The 20,444-nt window shown below is 61.4% G+C and carries 11 protein-coding genes; 4 read left to right on the top strand and 7 right to left on the bottom strand.

Annotated features, from left to right (window positions below; genetic code table 11):
• Positions 1-259: 259 nt before the first annotated feature.
• The 7 genes from MHX66_RS01170 to MHX66_RS01140 are packed head-to-tail and all read right to left on the bottom strand — an operon-like array spanning position 260 to position 8,551.
• Positions 260-484, bottom strand: a complete 225-nt coding sequence (locus tag MHX66_RS01170; protein ID WP_011274159.1) for a phosphopantetheine-binding protein — start codon at positions 482-484, stop codon at positions 260-262.
• On the bottom strand, positions 484-3,990 hold the full coding sequence (locus MHX66_RS01165) for an isochorismate synthase (RefSeq protein WP_239198718.1): 3,507 nt from the start codon (positions 3,988-3,990) through the stop codon (positions 484-486). The genes MHX66_RS01170 and MHX66_RS01165 overlap by 1 nt, the downstream gene beginning before the upstream one ends.
• 38 nt (positions 3,991-4,028) lie before the next feature.
• Positions 4,029-4,871, bottom strand: coding sequence for a 2,3-dihydro-2,3-dihydroxybenzoate dehydrogenase (locus MHX66_RS01160; protein WP_049780521.1), 843 nt, complete (start codon positions 4,869-4,871; stop codon positions 4,029-4,031).
• Between the two features lie 29 nt (positions 4,872-4,900).
• Positions 4,901-5,776 carry an ABC transporter ATP-binding protein gene (locus MHX66_RS01155; protein WP_239198715.1) on the bottom strand — a complete coding sequence of 292 codons (876 nt, stop codon included), beginning with the start codon at positions 5,774-5,776 and terminating at the stop codon, positions 4,901-4,903.
• Positions 5,773-6,876 carry an iron chelate uptake ABC transporter family permease subunit gene (locus tag MHX66_RS01150; protein WP_239198712.1) on the bottom strand — a complete coding sequence of 368 codons (1,104 nt, stop codon included), beginning with the start codon at positions 6,874-6,876 and terminating at the stop codon, positions 5,773-5,775. Before MHX66_RS01150 ends, MHX66_RS01155 begins: the two co-directional genes overlap by 4 nt.
• Positions 6,876-7,901, bottom strand: coding sequence for an iron ABC transporter permease (locus tag MHX66_RS01145; RefSeq protein ID WP_011274154.1), 1,026 nt, complete (start codon positions 7,899-7,901; stop codon positions 6,876-6,878). Before MHX66_RS01145 ends, MHX66_RS01150 begins: the two co-directional genes overlap by 1 nt.
• The gene (locus MHX66_RS01140; protein ID WP_230580592.1) at positions 7,898-8,551 is read right to left on the bottom strand and encodes a GNAT family N-acetyltransferase; all 654 of its coding nucleotides are present in this window, start codon (positions 8,549-8,551) and stop codon (positions 7,898-7,900) included. The genes MHX66_RS01145 and MHX66_RS01140 overlap by 4 nt, the downstream gene beginning before the upstream one ends.
• Positions 8,552-8,761: 210 nt before the next feature.
• On the opposite strand from MHX66_RS01140, the gene MHX66_RS01135 reads away from it, so the two are divergent.
• The 4 genes from MHX66_RS01135 to MHX66_RS01120 all read left to right on the top strand — a co-directional run bounded on the left by MHX66_RS01135 (position 8,762) and on the right by MHX66_RS01120 (position 20,433).
• Entirely contained in the window at positions 8,762-10,165 is a 1,404-nt protein-coding gene (locus tag MHX66_RS01135) for a SidA/IucD/PvdA family monooxygenase (RefSeq protein WP_239198709.1), read from the top strand.
• A complete protein-coding gene (locus MHX66_RS01130; RefSeq protein ID WP_239198706.1) occupies positions 10,162-11,829 on the top strand; it encodes an amino acid adenylation domain-containing protein in 1,668 nt (555 codons plus the stop codon). The genes MHX66_RS01135 and MHX66_RS01130 overlap by 4 nt, the downstream gene beginning before the upstream one ends.
• 94 nt (positions 11,830-11,923) lie before the next feature.
• Positions 11,924-12,931: an ABC transporter substrate-binding protein gene (locus MHX66_RS01125; RefSeq protein ID WP_034984980.1), complete on the top strand. Its 1,008-nt coding sequence runs from the start codon at positions 11,924-11,926 to the stop codon at positions 12,929-12,931.
• A 128-nt stretch (positions 12,932-13,059) separates the two neighbouring features.
• Positions 13,060-20,433 carry a condensation domain-containing protein gene (locus MHX66_RS01120; RefSeq protein ID WP_239198703.1) on the top strand — a complete coding sequence of 2,458 codons (7,374 nt, stop codon included), beginning with the start codon at positions 13,060-13,062 and terminating at the stop codon, positions 20,431-20,433.
• Positions 20,434-20,444 lie beyond the last annotated feature (11 nt).

Raw genomic sequence — 20,444 nt, 5'->3', positions numbered from 1 at the left:
AGCTGTTGGGGTGTAGCGGAGGTAGGTAACTGCCGGCGTGGGGGCTAACTTCGGGGCGTTTAGGATATTTGTCCCGGATGACCCGTGGAAAGTGCAGCGTTGAGCGTGGAGAGTGGAGGCACGGGTGAGGTTTGGAGGGTGGACTATGGCGAGTGGAGACCCGAACGGTGCGTCCGCGTGTACACGTGACCGAGTCATGCCACACCCACCTGCATCTGTTCGGGTGTCAGCCTGTTGCCCGCCTAGACCCACATCTAGCTTAAATATCCAGCAGTTCGATCCAGGCCGTCAGCCGAGTATCCTCCGCTAAGTCGGCGAAGCTCACATCGTAGCCTTTCTCCTGCAGCCAAGTGAGAACCGTAACTAGCTGCAGAGAATTCATACCCTGGTCATAGAGTTCCTCGGAAACCTCGATCTCCGCTGGCTCCATCTTCATCGTCTCGGCTACACATCCGCGCAACTGGTCTTCAGTGATTGGTTCCATTAGTTCGCTACCTCAATCTTCCGTTCGGCCGTGCTATCTGCGTTGTTCTGTTGGATTCGTTTATTCACTTTGCCGACCCCGGTGGTGGGGAACTCCTCCACGATGTGCACGTGGTCCGGTACTGCGAACCGCGCGATACCGGCAGCCCGAGCATGCTTCCGGACAGCAAGTGGCGTTAGATCATCCACCCCATCCCTCAGGATCACATAGGCCCTGATGGCTTCGCCCAGATTGTCGTCCGGAGTGCCAACCACCGAAACATCGTGGATATCCGGATGGCTGAGCAACGCGTTTTCGACTGCTTCCGGAGCCACCTTTTCCCCACCGCGGTTGATCTGATCCTTTGCCCGGCCGACAACCGTCAGAGCACCATCGTCGACGGTGACGATGTCGCCAGTAATGTAAAAGCCATCTTCGGTGAATGCCCTAGAGTTGATCTCTTCAGCACGGTGATAGCCCCGGATCGTGTACGGCCCGCGGGTGAGTAGGTGTCCGGGGTGGCCTTCGGGGAGGGGGAGCGTGGCGTCATCAACAATGCAAATCTCATCGTGGCTGCTCATGGGGCGACCCTGTGTATTGATTATTTCCTCGGTCGAGGCGTTTAACGGTGTGAAGTTTACGAGTCCCTCAGCCATGCCGAAAACCTGTTGCAGTTGACAGTCGAGTTCCGGCCGGATGCGGCGGGCCACCTCGGCAGATAGCTTCGCCCCACCCACCCATAGCGTGCGCAGAGTGCGTAGGTCGTGGCGATCGCGGGCCGGTGCGTGGAGAATGCCCAGTACCGCCGGAGGTACCAGGGCGAGGTGAGTCGCACCGTGGCGGTCAATGGCAGGCAGCAGATCGCTGGGCATCGGTGATTTGGCGAAAACGATGTGCGCTCCGCGCAGCAGCGCACCCAGAATTCCCGGCGAGCTGAGAGTGAAGTTATGCGCCGCGGGCAAAGCGACGAGCAGGCAAGATTCCGTCTCCAAGTCACAGGCTTGCAACGCACAACGGATCGAATAGAGATAATCCGCATGGGTTCGCGGGATTAGCTTCGGTAGGCCGGTCGTGCCACCGGAGAGTTGCAGGAACGCAAGCTCGTCTGCTTCTACATCGGCGGTTGGAGGGGCGGGTGACTCTTCGTTTGCAGCCTCCGAGTGCCCCGTTGATTCGGTAGCCCAGGGAGATTCGGCGGTCTCGTCGATGAGGATCGCTCGAACAGTGCGGCCATCGTCCAGCGGCTCTTGTAGCGTGGCGTGGACGCCCGCAAGGTGCCGATCGGGGCGTGACGTGCTGATGTAGAAGCGTGCTGGCGCGTGGCTGGCGAAGTGGCGCACCTCCGTGGAGCCGAGGTCAGGCAAGGCGAAGATGGGAATGGCGCCGAGCTTCCATAATGCCAAGAGAGTTTCGAGGAACACCACACTATTGGGAAGTTGCAGGATGCAGCCATCGCCCCGGCGTACTCCGGCTTGGTGAAGGTAGTGGGCGGCGGTCTCGACGCTGTTGTCTAGTTCGTGCCAGGACAGGCTGCGGTGGCCGTCCGTCGTGGCGGGTCGATTGGGAAAGGTGGCAACCGTTTGCTGGAAGACATCCCAGTGGGTGTGGTGGGTCCATATTCCCTGGCAGTGGTATTCCTGCGCGAGGGTACGGGGCATGTGGTTGGCCAGTACCTCTGGGCCGTGGCTTCCGTTAAGCGGGCTGAGGTGGGGCTCGGGATTGGGCGCTATGTGTGCTGACGGGGGCTGCGCGGTGCCTTCTGTATCTCCCTTTGCGGCCAGTCCCAACAGCGCACGCACCGGACCGAGTTTGAAGTTGGTTTCCTCGATCTCCTGGTCTGGCTGGGATTCGGCAACGATTCCGCCGCCGGCTCGGGCAGACACTTGGGAGCCTTGAACCGTGGCACTTCGGATAGCTACCCGCCACTCGCCATCGCCGTGGGAATCTGCGTATCCGATGGCGCCGCCGTACAGACCCCGCTCCGGCTCCTGCTGGCGCAAAAAGTCCAACGCAGCAGCGGACGGTGCTCCATTGACTGCCGGAGTGGGGTGTAGCAACGCAGCCAACTCCAGAACGGAGGTATCAGGGTTCCGCAACGTGCCTTCGATATGGGTTCCTAGGTGCCAGGTGTGCGACGTGGCGGTCAGCGTGGGTAATTCCGGAACGTGTAGCTGAGTACACAGGGGTTCAAGAACCTTCCGGATGGCCGTGGTCACGAAGCGGTGCTCGGCGATGTCTTTGTGGGAGAGCGTGAGCTCAATTGCCCGCGCCCAGTCCGTCACCGGGTCCTCCGATCGAGCGATAGTTCCGGCCAGCGGGTGGGAAACAATCCGCGCGCCTTCCTTGCGGATCAGTAGCTCCGGGCTAGATCCCACGAAGAAAGCTTCTTCGGGGCCGTTAGTCGTAGCTACCAGGTGCCCGTGCCCCGTGGCGGAGGTTTCCATGAACCCTCGTAGCAGGGCTTCCGGCTCCACAGGGCTAGCCAGCGTGTACTCCTCCTCGCGGGAAAGCACCACCTTTTGAAACTCGCCACGCCCAATCGCCTCCACGGCACGGCTAACCCGCCGGCCATGCTCTTGCAGGCTGGGGCGTTGTGAGATGTCCACCACGTCGGGAACCAATGGAGCCGTCTTCCAACGCGGAGCTCCCGCGTGCCGCTGAAAGCTCTCGGGGGCCAGCAATACCGGTGCTGTGTCTGGATCGAAGGGCAGCGCTCCCACCACGACGTCTTCCCGTCCTGCCTCCGCCGCCCTACGAAGTGCTGCGGCGGCTTGCTCTACCGTGCCATAACGAGTTTTGACGCCGCAGGTTGTCAGAGTCTGGTCGCTGTCGCTCATGACAAAGCTGGGTGGGCCACTAGCCTCCCCACTGGGCGGACCATCGTGCACCTCCAGCTGTTTCAGCGCGCTGGCCGTATCCAGGCTTCTTCCACAGCGCTTGGCTACCCAATCAATCGTTTCCTGGTGGTCCTGTGCCGTGAAATCCGCAATTCCGTCCGTGATCACAAACGGCTGAATGTCCTTCATAAACGCATCCACCGCGGTGACCTTGCAGCCCATGTGGCCATATACCCCGGTGATAATTAGCTGATCCCGCCGAGCGAAAGCCAGCGACTGGTAAAGGTCCGTGCGCTCGAATGCGGAATAGCGCCACTTCGTGAGTATCTGGTGATGCTTGCCTGGCGCCAACTCTTTGATGATCGACGCTTCCTCGGCTGTTTGTAAACCTTGTCCCCACATATCGCTTAAGAGCCCTCGTCGGGTGGGGTGCTGTTGTGGCGGCTGGGCGGAATAGAACACAGGAATACCCAGCTGATCCGCCGTGGTGATGAGGCGCGCGATGTTGGCGAGCGCCGAGTGTAGCGGTTCTTTGTTCCAGTCATAGGCAGCTAGGAAGTACTTCTGCATGTCGTGCACCAGCAGTGCTGCGCGTGCGGGCTCCAGGGCCCAGGATCTCGCCGGACAATCGGCGGGCAGTGTGGTGGATGGAGTGGGGATGGGATAGGGCGAAATGGGTGGAATCGCCATAGAGATAACCTTTCGTTGGGCTGGTGGGGGTACAGAGGCTAGGCATCTAGGGTGGCGCCACCATCAACACGGAGGTCGTGCATGGTGATGTGGCAGGCTGCAGGGGAGATAAGAAAGAGGCATGCTGCCGCGATATCTTCTGGCTGCGCGATGCGTTGTAAGGGGATGCCTAACCGGTAGTCCTCCGGTACACCGGCAAGGGTCTGCGCGGCTCGATCCTCGCCGTGCCAGCTGGTGCGTAGCATCGCGGTGTCTGTGGAACCAGGGGATACGCTGTTGCAGCGCACCCCGTGTGGGGCGCACTCTAGCGCCAGAGTTTTCAACCAGGCAGTCGCTGCCGCTTTGGAAGCTCCATAGGAGGCCATGCGTGCCCGGGGCTGTGCTGCTGCATTGGAAGTCACTGCCACAATTGCTCCAGTGCCGCGATCCACCATGTGCTGGGCGATTGCGGAGCATGTGCGGGCTAAGCCGGTGACGTTGACAGCGAAGTTGTTTTCCCAGGCTCCGGTCTCGTCGGGGTCCGTACCGATACCCGAGACTGTGTCAACTGTGTCAACTGCCGTGGGGCCCGTCAGTGCGCTATCTGGGATTAAGGTTCCCGCGCAGTGGATGAGTGCATCAATGTGCCCGTGAGCTGCCAGTGCTTTCGACAGGTGGCTTTCCACGCTGCGTGGGTCAGTCGGGTTTGAAGAGGTGATGTCTACTTCCGGTAGATCCCAGCCGATCACGGTGTGATCGTTCTGTCGTAGCAGGCGCACACACTCGCGGCCGATGCCTCCAGCAGCACCTGTCACGATCACCGTTTGTTGTAGTTGCGCTTGCTCCGGCGGCGACTCGGTTGGCTGCCGTGTGGCTAGGTGCGGAGGAATGTTGAAATCCATAGCGGACACTGTAATCGACTTAGGTTAGGCTAATCAAGGGTGTTATTTTTGGATTTCTTGAGAGGGATGATGAGCGGGCCGCCAGTCTCCGGATCTTCGATCACCCGTGCTCGCAGGTCGAAAGCCCGCTGCAGTAGCTCTGCAGTAATGATCTCCGAAGGCGAACCGGAGGCCATCACCTGGCCTTCATTCATGACCACTAGATAATCGGAATAACGCACCGCAAGATTTAGATCGTGCAGCACCATAACCACGGTGCGGCCAAGCCGTTGGCACAGGTCCTCAACCAGTTCCAAGATGTCCACGGAAGTCGCCAGGTCTAAGTAGGTGGTCGGCTCGTCGAGGAAAAGGATGTCGGTGTTCTGCGTCAACACCATGGAAATCCACACGCGCTGGCGCTGGCCGCCAGAGAGTTCATCCAGCGTGCGGTTAGCAAGATCCTTGGAATCTGTTTGCTCCAGGGCCTCGAGTACCGCCCCTTCGTCCGTGGAAGACCATTGCCGGAACCACGCCTGGTGTGGGTGCCGCCCGCGAGCCACCAGATCGGAGACCAGCAGGCCCTCTGGGGCCACGGGCGATTGGGGAAGTACGCCCAATAGTCGGGCGACCTCCTTGCGTTTCATGGCCGTGATGTCCTGGTTATTCACACGAACGGTTCCCGTATTGAGGTCAAGTAGGCCGGACATGGCACGCAGCAATGTGGACTTACCGCAGCCGTTGGGCCCCACGATGGTAGTAATCTTGCCCGCCGGGAACGTGGAGCTAAGGTCGCGGATGATGGTGCGCTCGCCGTAGCCCACCGTGATCGAGGACGCAACTACGCCGCTGGTGTCGCTTGGCTGTGCTGTATTTGGTAGTGCCGTGTTGTGCTGTGCTGTATTTGGCTGGGGTGTGGAAGAGGTCATGCGTCTGTGCTCCTAGTGCGTTGAACGAGCAGATAGATGAGGAAGATGCCACCTAGGGCGGAGGTCACAATGCCCACCGGAAGTTCCACCGGCAGAATCGCTTGGGTGACGATGTCCGCCCCCAGCAGCAGTACTGCACCGGTGAGCGCCGAAGCCGCAAGCGGTGGGGTGGGTACGCCGCACATTCGAAGGGCCACCTGGGGTGCTACGAAGGCGACGAAGCCGATGGGGCCGGCGGCGGAGACTGCTACCGCAGCTAGGGCCACGGCCAGCGCCAGCATCGCGACCTGTACACCGTTGACCCGCTGGCCGAGTGCCCGAGCCAGATCGGGTCCCAAAGTGGTGGCCAGCGCCTGGTAGCCGATCCAGGCCAGTAGGGGACAGCACGCGATCACCAGAATCACCATCGGGATGGTGGTATTCCAGCCCGCTGTGGCCAAGGAGCCTGTGAGCCAGAACTGCGCTTGGGTAGCATTCCGTAGCTCCGAGCGGATCATAAGGAAATTGATGTAGGAACTGAGCAGCGCGGTGATGATGATGCCAAAGAGCACTAGTCGGTAGGAATCCGCCTGGCGCCGCCACGCCAGTGCCCAGATCGCTGTAGCGCTGAGTATCGCCCCTAGTAGTGCGGCCAGAGGGATTCCGATTCCGGACAGCCAGCTGAGAAATCCGCTGCCACCGCCGAGGACGATGACCGTCACGGCCATGGCTGAGGCGCCCGTGGTGATACCAAGGATATCCGGGCTGGCCAGTGCGTTGCGGGTGACTGTCTGAGTTAGCGCGCCAGAAAGCCCCAAAGCACTGCCGACCGCGATGGCGGTTGCCACACGGGGCATGCGCCAGTCCAGGACCACTAGCCTTTCCACGCGGTTTCCATCCCCGCGGAAGACAACCTCCAGCACTCGGGAAACGGAGATGGGGAAATCACCTAGTCCAATGGAAAATGCTCCCAAGAAAACGATAAGGGCCGCGGCAATGAGGCATACAAGCAGCACTCGTGGGCGCCAAACGAAGGAGATTGGTCCGATCCTGAATGCCGGACGGCCTGGAACCCGCTCGGTAGCGGTGAGCCTATTGCGCGAAGTCTTGTTGAGCCCCATCAGAGCGTCGCCACCTTCTTTCGGTAAATCAAGACGATGAAGAACGGTGCACCCACGAACGCCAGCACAATGCCCACCTGGAGCTCGCCGGGCCGGGCGATGAGGCGCCCCACCACGTCCGCGTAAAGAAGTAGTGCTGCACCGGCTAGTGCGGAGTACGGCAGAATCCACTTGTAATCCGGGCCGGTGAGGGCTCGGACGATATGGGGTACCACCAGGCCGATGAAGCCCAGCGGTCCTGCAGCGGCAGTGGCTGCACCTGCCAGCAGTGCGATGATGCCCATGCCACCTAGTCGCGCGGCCGCAGTGTTGATACCTAAGCCAGCAGCCACGTCGTCGCCCAGATTTAGGATGTTCAGCTGCGGGCCCGTGGCAAAGGCCAGGATCAACCCCAGAACCACAAACGGCAAGACGCTGAGCGCGATGTTCATATCCCGGCCCGCTAGGGAACCGACGGTCCAGAAGCGCATCCTATCCAGGTTGTTTTCACTTGTGAGAACGAAGGCGCTCGTGATGGCACTTAGCACTGCCGACAGCGCGGCTCCGCCCAGCACGAGGGTCAGGGGATTTACCGTGGCTCTGCCCGCGGAAGCTAGGCCGAAGACCAGCGCCGTCGCTGCGATTGCACCAAGGAAGGCAACCACCGCAGTCGCCCAAGGCGCGCTGATGCCCAACAGGGCGTAGCTGGCCACCACGCTCAGTGCCGCGCCGGAACTGATTCCCAGTATCCCCGGATCCGCCAGGGGATTGCGGGTATGTCCCTGGATTAGGGCGCCGGCTACGCCTAGTGCCGCGCCCACGATAATGGCCAATATGGTGCGTGGCAGGCGCAGCTCGGCGACCACGCGTTGGTTGACTGGAACCTCCTCCGGGGAGCTACTGGTAGCCGGGAGATCCCGAAGTGCAGCCCACACGTCCTCTGCGGGGATGGAACGGGCGCCGTACAGGAAACTGCAGATCGTGCCACTGACGACCAGTAGGAGTAGTACCCCCAGACCCAGTAGGCGGCTGGTGCGCACACTCATGGCGTGGCCTCCAATCGCTGTTGCGGCTCACGCCCTGCGCTAGGCCGTGTTAAGCCGAACAACCGTACGCGCCGGTCTGCCCGCTGCTGTCGCTCGCCGAAATCTTGGAAACTGGCCTTGGCCAGCGCCCGGTGCGTGCGGGTGTTGCGATAGTCCGGCTCGCCAAGCACCAGCTGGCACTGCGGGTCTTGCTCTAGCAGTGCTGCGGCCAGCTTGCTCAGAAAAGAAGAGAAGATCCCATGGCCAGTCAGTTCTGGCTTGCCGATTGCGATATGGGCTCCCAGGTCGTGGGGTTGAGAGAGATAGCTGCTGCCAATCTCGTCCCGGTGCGGGCGATAGATTTCCACGTACCCCACCGGGGTTGTGGCGTCATTCTCGTCAGACGGTGTAGGAGCTGCGGAGGCATCGCCCCTCGTGGCTTCCTTTGCAGCCCGGATGTGGGGGGAGCGGGGTATCGAATAGGACAGTATTGCGGCGCGAGCGTAGGTGGTGTGAGTTTTTGCGACCCAGTCCTGGCGCCAGCGTTCGGCTGGCCAGGGTTGTTCCCACGTCTCGCGCAAGTGAGGGCGGGACATCCACTCGGCCACCAGATCGGCATCGGAAGATTCGGGATCTGGGTCCGCAGGGCGTAGGGAAAAGGGAGGGTTCATCTGCGGTAACGGTGGCGGGGAAGGGAGGAAATCCGCTGTCGGGATGTCGTGGCGCAACCGGGCCAGTATTTCCTCCGGGCGGGGTTGGGGGCTTCCTGTGAGCAGTGACTCAGGCTGTTGCTGGGGGTCATTGTCAATCATGGGTAAGCATACTACCGTCTATGTGTAAGGTAAGCCTTCACTTGGTAAGGGAATGGTAAGTTGAAATCATTGGCGATCATCGGAGCGGGGCCAAAAGCGCTAGCCGTTCAGGCGAAACTCCACGCTCTGCGCAGCCTGGGCGTTGCAACCCCGGAAGTAACCGTGCTGGATCCGCACGGCATTGGCGGTAATTGGAAGCCTTGCGGTGGGTGGACGGACGGGCGGCAGTTGCTGGGAACCTCGCCCGATAAAGATCTGGGATTTCCCTACCGCACGCGCATCGCGGGCGAGCTCAACGAGGCCGTGGACCGGAGCATGCTGGGGCTTAGCTGGGTGCGCTTCCTTACGGAGTCGGATCGTTATGCCTCTTGGATCGACCGTGGCCACCCCAACCCACCGCACTACCTGTGGGCTAGCTACCTGGAGTGGGCGGCGCAAAAGATGGGAATGCGGGTGGTTCCAGCAACGGTGCGGCTACTCGACGTGACCACTGAAAGTAGTGCCACTAGCCCTACGGGCACGGCCACCGGCACTGCCTCCCAGCCCTGCCGGTGGCGCCTCACTGCCGAGGACACACGTGGCGCCGAGTTCACTCTGGAGGCCGATAGTGTGCTCGTTACCGGCCCTGGCCGTAGCGACGGCAAAATTTCGGATGTTCCGGGTGTGCTCTCTGTGGCAGAATTTTGGGATCTCAAGGCGCGTGGAAGCCTCCCCGAGGTCCCTCGTGTTGTGGTGATCGGTACTGGGGAATCTGCAGCTTCCGTGTTGGACCAGCTAATTCACCTCAATATTGAGGAAGCTCTGGCCGTATCGCCCCTGGCCACGATGTTCAGTCGTGGGGAGAGTCAATTCGAAAACGAGTTGTATACAGATCCGCGCAAATGGGTGACACTCAGCGAAGCAGCGCGTAGAGACTTCATCCGCAGAACCGACCGTGGGGTGCTTTCTGTGCGGGTGCAGCAGGTGTTAGATTCCGATGATCGCGTGGCACATCGCCGTGGCGTTGTCCGCCGTGTGGAGCTGGCGAGCTCGCCGGACGCTGATTTTCGACTGCGGGTGCATATTGATGATGAAGTGTGTGGCTCCTACACCGAGCTGTGCGATCTCGTCATTGACGCTCGCGGTGGTAGGCCCTTGTGGTTCTGTGATGTGATGACGCCACAGGTGCGCCTCCTCCTGGAGCGCGCACTAGGCAACCAGTCCGATGCAGCGCTGAGCTCCGTTCCGGCCTGGGAGGCCAGTATTGGGGCAGATCTGGCAGTGGAGGGATTGGTTCCGCACCTGTTTGTTCCGGCACTGGCAGGTATGCGCCAGGGGCCGGGGTTTGCGAACCTGAGCTGCCTGGGCGAGCTTTCCGATCGGGTAGTAGCTGGGCTCGGTGTAGGGGACGGCCTGGGCGATAATGCCGCCGATGTGCAGGCTGGCATGCGGGCTGGGGTGCAGGCTGGGGTTCGGGCGGAGGTGCGTTCATGAGTGCATTTCCAGCACCGCGGCCTCATGGCCGCCGAGTGAAGCAGCGCTATGCCACGGTGGATGCGATGATTTGTGCGGCAGTCCAGGAGTATGGGGTAGATAGCCCACGGCTAGCGGTTACGGGGCCTGCTGGGGCCATTACTTGGCCAGAACTGGCTAGAGGTGCCAGGCGAGTGGCCGGCAGTATTAGCAGCCGTGGGCTGGGTAGAGGGGACCGGATCGCGGTACTGGCGCGCCGGGATACTCGGCTACCGGTAATGGTGGCAGGGATTCTTCACTCGGGCGCAGTCTATTGTCCATTGGAGGTGGATTCTCCAACAGAGCGTTTGCGTTGGCAGCTGGAAGATCTTCAGCCGGAGCTGGTGATGTTGCTCGGTGTGGAGCAGTCTGCGGAACAGGAGCTGCGCCGAGTCGTCGCCGAAGCTTGCGCCGCTGAAGTGTGGATTGGTGGCGCAGAGTGTGACCGCGAAAATATAGATGGATCGGGTGGCTCGCTGCAGGTGAGTGGTGCGCTGTTGGAGGTGAACACGGACATTTGCCCGGAGGATCCCTGTTACATCACGTTCACCTCAGGTTCGACCGGGCGGCCGAAGGCGGTGGTGAATACTCACCGTGGCGTAGCCTGCCATTTGGAATGGAGCGCCCGGATCGTGGGGCCTGGCGAGGAACTTCGTGTGCTGCAGAAGGCGCCGGCGGTGTTTGATGTGGGTATCGCGGAGATCCTGAACCCCCTGGCTAATGGTGGAACGGTGGTGATGCCCGATTCACAGTGGTGGATGGGGGATATCGATGGCTTTTTGGATTTGCTGGTGGATTACCAGGTCAGTGTGCTGTCGATGGTGCCGAGTATGCTCGGCACGCTGTTGGATGTCATGGACGACATGGGTGAGCCTCTGGAAAGGTTGGCTGGGCTCAAGCATCTGCTGCTAGGTGGCGAGGCTGTGCCCAGTGCGCTGGCAGAACGGTGCCTGCGACAGATCGGTTGCCGGGTGCATGGACTTTATGGGCCCACGGAGGCCGCGATGGATGTGCTGTGGGTTGAATATACCGAGGAATTGCTGGCTGAGCTGGCGGGATCCAGCGCGGGGGATGGTCGGCAACCGTCGCTGTTGGGTCTGCCTCAAGACAATGTGAGCTGTTATCTGCGCGCTGAGGATGGGAAAGAGGTTACCGATCCTGGCCAGGTGGGTGAGCTCTGCATTGCCGGGGTGCAGGTGGCTACTGGCTATTGGCGCCGCCCGGAGCTAACGGCACAATCTTTTGTGCCCAGTTGGTACCCACAGGTTGATGGCGGCCGAATGTACTGCACCGGAGATCTAGCACGATGGAACCAGGTGGGGTTGCTGGAATTCGTAGGTCGGGTGGGTGACCAGGTGAAGATCCGGGGCAACCGAGTGGAGTTGGGAGAGGTAGATGCGGCGCTGCGACGGGTTCCTGGTGTGCGGCAGGCGGCCAGTCGTGTCGTTGGCGAGGATTCACCAGTGCTGGTGGGCTATGTGGTGTGGGATCAGGAAGCAGTGGTACTACCGCCTACGGAGGTGGCTGCTGTGCTGCGCGAATCAGTACCGGAGTACATGGTTCCCAGCCGTGTAGTGGCTCTGCAGGCATTGCCGCTGAGCAGTAATGGGAAGCTGGATCGTCGTGCCCTCCCCGATCCAAATTAAGTTAAAAAGTCTCAGATTGCCCTTGTTAGCCTACCCTTGGTGATGGTAGCCTTACCTAATCTTGTTTGTTTAGTGAAATGGAAACCCATTCAGAATGAAGAACTCAAACGTTGTCCGTGCGCTCAGCATCGCCGTGCTCTCCACTACCCTGGTGTTGGGAGCCTGCAGCTCCGATGCAGATGACAAGGCGGAAAATACTTCCTCAGGCGCAAACTCCGCAGCGAATTCCGGCGATAATGCCTCCGAAGTCAACATCAAGCACGCCTGGGGGGAAGACACATACCCCGTAAACCCCGAGCGCGTCGTTGCCATTGGTCCAGCCATCGACAACCTGCTGGCTATGGGCATCAAGCCCTCCGCCGTGGTGGTGTCTGCTAAGGACATGAATGCCCCGTGGCGCGACGGCAAGTTGGATGGCGTGGAGATTATCAAGCAGACCGATTTCAAGACTCTGCCGAAGGAAGAGATCGCCGCCGCTGCTCCGGATTTCATCGTCGGGGACTACTGGACGATCTCCGAGGATAACTACACACAGCTCTCCGAGATCGCGCCCACTCTGGGTGGTATTGGCACCGAGGGTGAGGGGATCAGCTGGAAGTCGCAGTTGAAGGAGCTCGGCAAGATCTTCAACAAGGAAGATAAAGCTCAAGAAGTCATCGACCAGGATGAGAAAGTCTTCTCCGATGCGAAGTCCGAGCTGCCGAATATCGAGGGTAAGACCGGTGTGGTCTCCCAGTTCGCTCAGGGATCCTTTGGAGCTGTGGCCGACCCGAAGGATCCAGGAGCCTCCTTTATCTACGACCTGGGTATGAAGTTCCCGGAATCTCTGACCGACGGCTCAATCGAGGTACAGCAGGGGCGCGTGACTCTGTCGCCAGAAAACGTCTCCGCCCTGGCTGCGGACTTCATGGTGATCTATAACCGCACCGGTGACATCGCGGAGGTGGAGAAGATCCCGGGCTACTCAGACCTGCCGCAGGTCAAGTCCGGCGCCACCCTGGCGGGTAACGAGGCTGTGGTTGCTGGCCTGAACACGCCGACCGCCCTGTCCCGTGCATGGGTATTGGAGCAGGTCAAGCCTACCTTGAAAGAGATCTCTTAGTCTCTTTTTCTCCAGCACCCCTCGCGAATGTGTCGCCCGGTGTGGCAGCGTGGGGTGTTTTCTTATGCCCTTTCTTGTTCTCTCACTCGCCTCCCCGCTGCCGCCCGCCGACTCACAAGGAACTTGACTTGTCTTCTACGCTGCCGTTAACGAGCGCTCAATACGGTGTCTGGAACGCCCAAAAACTCAACCCCGAATCGCCCTACTACGTGGTTGGTGAGGTACTGCACCTGGGGCCAGGGCACATCGAGCTGGAAACTCTGCAGCACTCCATCGCACAGCTGCAACAGGAAGCTGAGACATTGCGCGTGCGCGTCACGACGGATGGCCTTACCCCGCAACAATCCGTGGTACAGGAAGGCCCCGGGGTCGACCGCGTGATCGACGTGCGGCACGCCGCGGATCCCCAGCGCAGCGCGGAAGCCTGGGTAGATGCGCTACGCGCCGAATGTGCCGAGACGATGCGCACCATGGTGGATCAACCGTTGTGTCGTTATGTCATTATTCTTCTCGACGTCACCGAGACCTGGGTTGTCCAGCTTTATCATCACCTTATTGTCGATGGCTTCTCGGCTTCCCTGCTCACGCGTCGCCTTAGTCAGATTTATACCGCTCGCGTGGCAGGAAAGCAGGCTCGTCCATTCCGGGCAGCTTCGCTGTCCGAACTGGTGGCGCTGGATCAGGAGTACCGCGAATCCGCGGAGCATACCCGGGATAAACAGTATTGGACGTCCGTACTCGCACAGCTTCCGGAAGTTGCTGAGCGCGCCACGATGAATACGGCCACAAAGGCAGAAGGCACAGGGCAAACCACAATCACCACCACCATGCGCCTGGGGCCGGAGATCATGGAGAAGGCCACGAAAGCCGCTACTGATGAGCAGATTACGTGGGTAGAGCTCATGATCGCACTGTACGGGGCGTTTGTTCACCGTCTGTTGGCTCCACGCTCGACCAGCGAACAATTCCTGGCTGTGCCCGTGATGGCACGCTCGCATACGCGAGAGCTCCGCACGCCTGCAATGGCCGTCAATGTGCTGCCACTGCGAGTCAACGTCGACAATCAACAAACGGTGCAGGAGTATCTACACCATGCGGTGGAGTCGCTGCATGGTCTACTGGCCCACCAGCGACTGCGTGGAGAGAGCCTACCGCAGATCACGGGGGACTCCCGGGTGGCTGACGTGCTACACGGAGTGGGAGTGAATGCTAAGGCCTTCACCACCCGGGCGGATTTCGCGGGGGTTCCGGGGCGGTTGCGCAATGTGGCGGGTGGGCCGCCGGAGGATTTGGGATTGGTGCTCACCCCGGCCGAGGATGGCGGACTGGACATGGCTTTTGAGACGGATCCGGCCCGCGTGAGTGCCGAGCATGCGCGGGCTCGGTTGGAGGCACTGCGGGAGTTCACGTGTCAGGCGCTTGAAGACACATCCCGAAAGATCGGGGAGCTGCCACTGCATAGCCAGAGACGGCGCGTGGAAATGTTAGAGCAGCGGCGCGCCCAAGGTGTCGAAGTGGCCGAAAATAGCCGATCGCAGGACGCTCTGAGCACCGCTTTGTCCACGCTGCGAAACCACACACAGGCACATCTGGTGGTTCACACTGCCGATGGCTGGGATACCGAGCCCGGAACTGAGATGTTGGATCGCGAGATACTGGGCGCTGCAGTGCTGAACAGCAAGGATCTCCACGCTGCAGTACATCGCCTGGCTAGTTACTTTCGCCGTGAGGTTCTGGGAAGCGACAGGTGGCGCCAGGCGGAACAAGTCACCGAGCAAGATAGGGCGCGACCAGTGCTCGCTCTCGAGATGGAGCGGGGGCGCGAATTGGCCCTTGCTGTGCTAGCCGCTTTCGCCGCGGGTGTGCCCTTCGTCTATATCGATCCCACCAGTCCTGCCCAGCGCCGTGAGCAAATCCATGCGAACGCTGAACCGGTAGCTAGTGTGGATGCGGCGGCCATCCGCTACGCCCTAGCCTTGGGGAGTACCACCTCGGAGGAGAACGTCGTAGAACGGTCCGCGGAATCGGCAGCCTGTCCAGACCCGGAGCAATTGGCCTACCTGATCTATACTTCTGGATCCACCGGCAAGCCCAAGGGCGTGGAGGTTCCCCGCCGTGCCATTAGCTCTCTGTTTGCCCAACACCGCAGCGGATTGTACGACAGGCCGCACGCGGTGGTGGCGCATACGGCGTCTTTCAGTTTCGATGCAGCATTCGACCAGTTGCTGTGGCTGCTGGCGGGCCACGACGTGCACCTCTACCCAGAACAGGCCACTGGGGATGCAGACAAGCTGGTGGAACACTTCGCTACACAGCAGATCAATGTGGTGGATACGACTCCCTCCATGATGAAGGCGTTGTTGGCCGCGCAGTTATTGGAGAAAGTACCGAGCCTGCAGTTAGTGGTTTTGGGTGGCGAAGAGCTGCCCGCTGAGCTGTGGGATCACCTGGCGACCACCGGCCTGGAGGTCGTCAATGCCTATGGCCCCACCGAAAGCACTGTAGATGCCCTTTTGGCCCGAGTGGAGCCGGGCGTGGCACACCTGGGGCGGCCCGTTGCCGGTATGCGTGCCTACCTGGTGGATAACGCCCTGCAGCTGGTAGGAGACCAAGAAGTAGGCGAACTGGTTCTAGCCGGTCCACAGTTGGCACTCGGCTACCGTGGCCTTCCGGAGGCCACCGATGCGGCGTTCAAGGAGGACGTTCGCATCGACCCGCGTCGGGCTCCGGAGCGCATTTACCGCACCGGGGATCGGGCACGATGGATTCCTGGGCGGGGCTACCAGTTTCTGGGGCGTGCCGATGAGCAAGTCGAGATCAATGGGCAGCGCGTGGAGCTGGCCGAAGTGGAAGCTGTACTAGCCAGCGTGAACGGCGTGCGGCACTGCGCCGTGGCACCACTGAATCGCAGTGGGCAGGCCACTGTGTTGGTTGCTGCGGTGGTAGGGGATTGGCCCATGGACGCTTCAGGTCTGACCGCTATCCGGCACCAGTTGCAAGCTGCTTTACCCGCCGCGGCGATCCCCCGGCGCATCCATCCAGTGCGAGCGCTGCCCACCACCACCTCCGGCAAGATCGACCGGGAGGCCATCGCCGGATACGGACTGCAGCCGCCGACCGCTGGTGCGAAGGAGGATACCGCAGCTCCCGAGGCGACCGAACCCGTGGAGGTCTCTAGCGCAGGTAACGCAACTACAAGCGGTAAAAACGACCCGCTTGCGCCGCTCGACCCTGCCCACCTCCTGCTGCATCGCACGGTGTGTGATGTTCTCCATCTACCGCCGCAGCAGACTGATCCTGATCAGGACTTCATCAGTTTGGGAGGGGAGAGTATTGCTGCTCTTCATGTGGCCTCTCGCGCACGTCAGCAGGGGCTGCTGTTGCAGCCGAAGGACCTAATGGGCGGCATTGCGTTAGCGCAGATCCCATTAGACTTCCGTCCTCCGCAGAATCCGCAGGCTCCCCAGGTTTCGCAGGCTGCGCGCCCGACCTTCCTTAGTTCTGGTGAAGACCTGGGCAAGGGGGGTAATTCGAGGTCCAATAATGGGGACAATCAATGGCTGGATTGGGGTGTATTGCCGTGGAGTCCGGTGGCACGCACGCAGATTGCAGCTGCGCCCACCGTGCATGCGATGCGTCGCCACGTGATGTACCGGTGGCTAGATATGCCACCCGGGTGCGGCCAAGCCGATGTGCTACGCGCGGTGGAGGTGCTTCAGCGCCGGCATGCGAGCCTGCGGATGTTGCTGGACTGGGACAACGTAGTGCAGCTGATCCCGCGTGTGCCACTGGCTAACGCCGAGGAGATTGTGGTGGAGCTTGCGCCGGACGGCCCAGATCCGGTGGAGCAGCTGGCCGCCGGCATAGCCCCCGATGGTGGAGTGATGTGGCAGGTCGGACTGTGCAGGGAAGGCGCGCTGGTGATGGTGCACCACCTGGCGATCGATGCGCTGTCCTGGCCGAACCTGCAGCGCGAGTGGAATGCTGTATTAATTGACGCCAACGTGAAGCTTCCCGCGCTCACCGGCCTCCTGCGCGCCCACGGGATGCAGCGTGCCGTGGAGCACCAGGCCGTGCAGAACGTGCCACCGGGATCGGCGGAGCTGTCGGTCTTGCCGGAGTTGCCGGAGAAACTGCTATGCCCACGGGGGCAGGCCACGATGATGTGGCGAAATATTGCGATGCCGGACGCTGCGGCGATGAGTTCCGAGCTGGCGCAGCGTTTTCGAACAGACCGACAGGTCGTGGTGGTGTCATTGTTAGCGCAAGCGCTACAGGCCGTAGGTTTGACCGAGCTTCAGCTGGTGGTGGAAGGGCACGGCCGCGATGGCGGCACCGGTGCCACTCGTTCTGGTGACTATGGCAGCACCGGTAGCGCGGTGGATTGCATGGAGCTGATCGGTTGGTTCACTACGGAGGAGCGTTGGGCTTTCTCTGCGAGGGCTGACGGTGCCTCCGTTCATTCATCCGCCAATTCTCCGAGGTTTATGGCAGCGTGGGTTCGCGCTGGGCGCGAGGCCGAGTCGCAGGCTCAGCCGTGGGATCCAGCTTCGTGCCCTCCAAACCGTCGTGTGGTGATTAATGTTCTGGATGCACAGCCGGAGGAGAGCTTCGGCGTGTTGGAATCCGACGACCGGCGGATGACGGAGGCTCTGACGATAAATGTCTTCCTCACCTCGGACGGCGCAGACGTGGAATACGTGGCGGACCTGGCAGCACTCAGGGATGCATCCCCGACCGTGCTGGAGAAACTGCACGAACAGCTACAGCGTGCGGCGCGGGACCTGCTGGTCGCGGATCGGTTGGTACTGCGCCAAGCACTGCCTAGCGACTACCGGGCATTCGATACACAGCCGACGAACCCTCGGCTAGGCCACAGCTCAACCAACCAGCCCACACCGACCCTCAGCGTTGCTCATCTGCGCTCCCTGGAAGCCGCCCACGGTCCCCTGGAAGACATTGTCCCGGCTACTGCCTCCCAGCAGGGGCTGCTGTTCCACGGATTGGCCGGAACCGACCGCTACGTCATTGCCGCCGCCGTGGACCTTACTGGTGTGGCCTCCCCAGAGCTTATCCACCAGTCGATGCGGGCAATTCTGCGCCGCCACGCAGCACTGCGCGCCGTGTTCGATTGCAGCGACCTCCCGCTGATGCTGATTCCGGAGCGGCTCGATCTGCCCTGGACAATCCACGACTGCAGAGACTTCTCACCGGCTGCAGCGCATGCGTTCGTGGAACAGCTGCGGGAGTTGCGCGGCCACCGCGCCGTGGACCTGGAATCCGGCCCGCTAGTCACCGCAGACCTGGTGCTGTTGCCAGAGAGTAACCGACTAGAAACCAACCGCCCTGCCACACTTGTGCTGGGCAGCCATCACATCCTCACCGATGGCTGGTCCACCGCCGTGATGCTGCAGGATTTGCAGCGACTGCTAAGCGGCGAGGATCTGGACCCCGCGCCCTCCTTCGCGGAATTTGCTCGAAGCCTGTGCCAACGCAGCGTCGAACAACTGGAGCGGGAACACCGCGCCTGGCAACAGATTTTCACCGGCACCGATCAGCCCCATGAGGCCAGCCGCACAGGCGAGCACGGAGGTGTGATTGCGGGCTTGCGGCCGGTGGCGTCAAGTAAAAAGAGCACAACAGAAGCCCCAGAGGTGCCGCACGTACTGCACCGCGACACAGATGGGCGGGTGGCAACCGCCGCGGCGAGCCTAGGAACCACACCCAGTGTGCTGGTACAAACCGCATGGTTGCTCACGCTGGCTGCGCTGCATGGTGGGCGCCGAGTGACTACGGGGGTGACTCTTTCCGGCCGGTCCGCGGAGCAGCCGCGAATGGCTAGTGCGGTGGGCATGTTCATCACCACACTCCCGTTGCACGTACAACTCGAACCGGGGCACACGCTGCGCCATACCGTGCGACAGGTGGCAGATACCATGGCGCTGATCAGCGAGAACCAGACCACGCCGCTACAGGAGATCGAGACCCTGGTGGGAAGTGCACCGTTGTTCGACACCGCGGTGGTGTACGACCATCACGCACACTTCGGTGCACCGAGCGGTCCACACACAGTGGGGACCTCCGAGTCGTGCCTGCGCATCCAGGGGCTGCGCACCAGTGGTCGCACGCATTACCCGCTGACTGTCGTGTGCCCGCCCGGGGACGTTTTGGAAATTACGCTGGTGCACCGTCCGGATGTGGTGGAACGCATTCTTCCTGACGCCGCCGCGAGGTGGTTCGGCACATTCCTCAATGCACTGTGCGACGCCGCCACCGGTAGGGATCTCCGGTTGGTGGAGTTGCTTCCGGAGCGCGGCGAGTTTGAGGAGCCAGCGGACGGGCAAATAGAAGTAGATGGGCACAGCGAAGTAGAGGAAGCGGATACGTGCAATACCGGTAACCGGGAGCTTTCTGAGGACAACCCCGTATGCGCCCAGGTGCAGGCCGCCATGGAGAGCTTGCTAGGCAACCCGATCGGCCCCGAAGAGAACTTCTTCACCTCCGGTGGTGACTCCCTGCTGGCCATGCGTTTGATGGGTGTGCTGCGCAAGCAGGGCATGCAGTTGAAGATCCAGGACATTGTGGATGCTGGTACTCCGGCAGCCATCGCGGAACGGCTGGGGCAGGGCACTGGTGGAGCTATGAAGGCTAAGCAGCCGCCGAAGCCGCAGCAATCCCAGCGCTTACAGACTGCCGAGCATTCGCAACGCCGCCCGGTGTGGTGCCTCCATCCGATCGGCGGACATGGCTTGGCCTTCGCCCCGCTGGCCAGCCTTCTGGCGGACACTGAGTTCGACACCCGCCTGATCGAACTACCGTCCCCGCTACCCCAGGTGGAAACACTGGCCGAGCTAGCGGAGCTCTACACCGAACAGATCCTGGCCGAGCAACAAGAAGGACCCTTCACGTTGGTGGGCTACTCCTTCGGTGGCGTGGTGGCTGAAAACATCGCTGCCGCGTTGCAGCGCCGGGGCTATGAGGTGCGGTTCTTAGGAATTCTTGACGCCTACCCCAGCGGCAGCAGCCCCAGCTCCGGTACGCATTCCTGGCCGCCGGGCACGCCCGATGGCAGGACAGCCTTTGGTGACTACGACGTTCGGGCAATTGCGCGTGCCGATGGGATGTCACACGAATTGGGCACTGTGGGCGTCGATATAGAAAGCAACATCCGTTTCTGCATGCAGATGCTGCACACAGCAGCACCCACCAGCTACGAAGGCCGGGTCGAGCTAGTGGTGGCAACGCAAAACAACAGTGATGTGGCACACGGGCAGTGGGATCCGGCTGCTGCGTGGAGGCGCCGTCCGGGGGCGTATCCGGTGCGGGTGAGCGAGCTTGAACTTACGCACGCGCAGCTGGTGAAAGCCGATGGCTGGAAGAACGTTTTCCAGCAATGGGCACCGCGGCTGCTGAACAAGAGTTCGGCTGACCGGCCAGCACCCGAGGCTACAGGCATCGACCCTGCGCATGCCGCCCCACCGCATGCCGACCCTGCGCACTGACCCGCTACACA

Source organism: Corynebacterium sp. ACRPH, assembly GCF_022347285.1.
In the GTDB taxonomy this organism is placed as follows: domain Bacteria; phylum Actinomycetota; class Actinomycetes; order Mycobacteriales; family Mycobacteriaceae; genus Corynebacterium.
The sequence above is the reverse complement of the archived record's forward strand: the minus strand, read 5'-3'. Positions and strand labels throughout refer to the sequence as shown.

Bases quoted from the DNA above. Each gene is read 5' to 3' on its own strand.
- MHX66_RS01170 (WP_011274159.1), bottom strand. From the start codon at position 484: ATGGAACCAATCACTGAAGACCAGTTGCGCGGATGTGTAGCCGAGACG.
- MHX66_RS01165 (WP_239198718.1), bottom strand. From the start codon at position 3,990: ATGGCGATTCCACCCATTTCGCCCTATCCCATCCCCACTCCATCCACC.
- MHX66_RS01160 (WP_049780521.1), bottom strand. From the start codon at position 4,871: ATGGATTTCAACATTCCTCCGCACCTAGCCACACGGCAGCCAACCGAG.
- MHX66_RS01155 (WP_239198715.1), bottom strand. From the start codon at position 5,776: ATGACCTCTTCCACACCCCAGCCAAATACAGCACAGCACAACACGGCA.
- MHX66_RS01150 (WP_239198712.1), bottom strand. From the start codon at position 6,876: ATGGGGCTCAACAAGACTTCGCGCAATAGGCTCACCGCTACCGAGCGG.
- MHX66_RS01145 (WP_011274154.1), bottom strand. From the start codon at position 7,901: ATGAGTGTGCGCACCAGCCGCCTACTGGGTCTGGGGGTACTACTCCTA.
- MHX66_RS01140 (WP_230580592.1), bottom strand. From the start codon at position 8,551: ATGAACCCTCCCTTTTCCCTACGCCCTGCGGACCCAGATCCCGAATCT.
- MHX66_RS01130 (WP_239198706.1), top strand. From the start codon at position 10,162: ATGAGTGCATTTCCAGCACCGCGGCCTCATGGCCGCCGAGTGAAGCAG.
- MHX66_RS01125 (WP_034984980.1), top strand. From the start codon at position 11,924: ATGAAGAACTCAAACGTTGTCCGTGCGCTCAGCATCGCCGTGCTCTCC.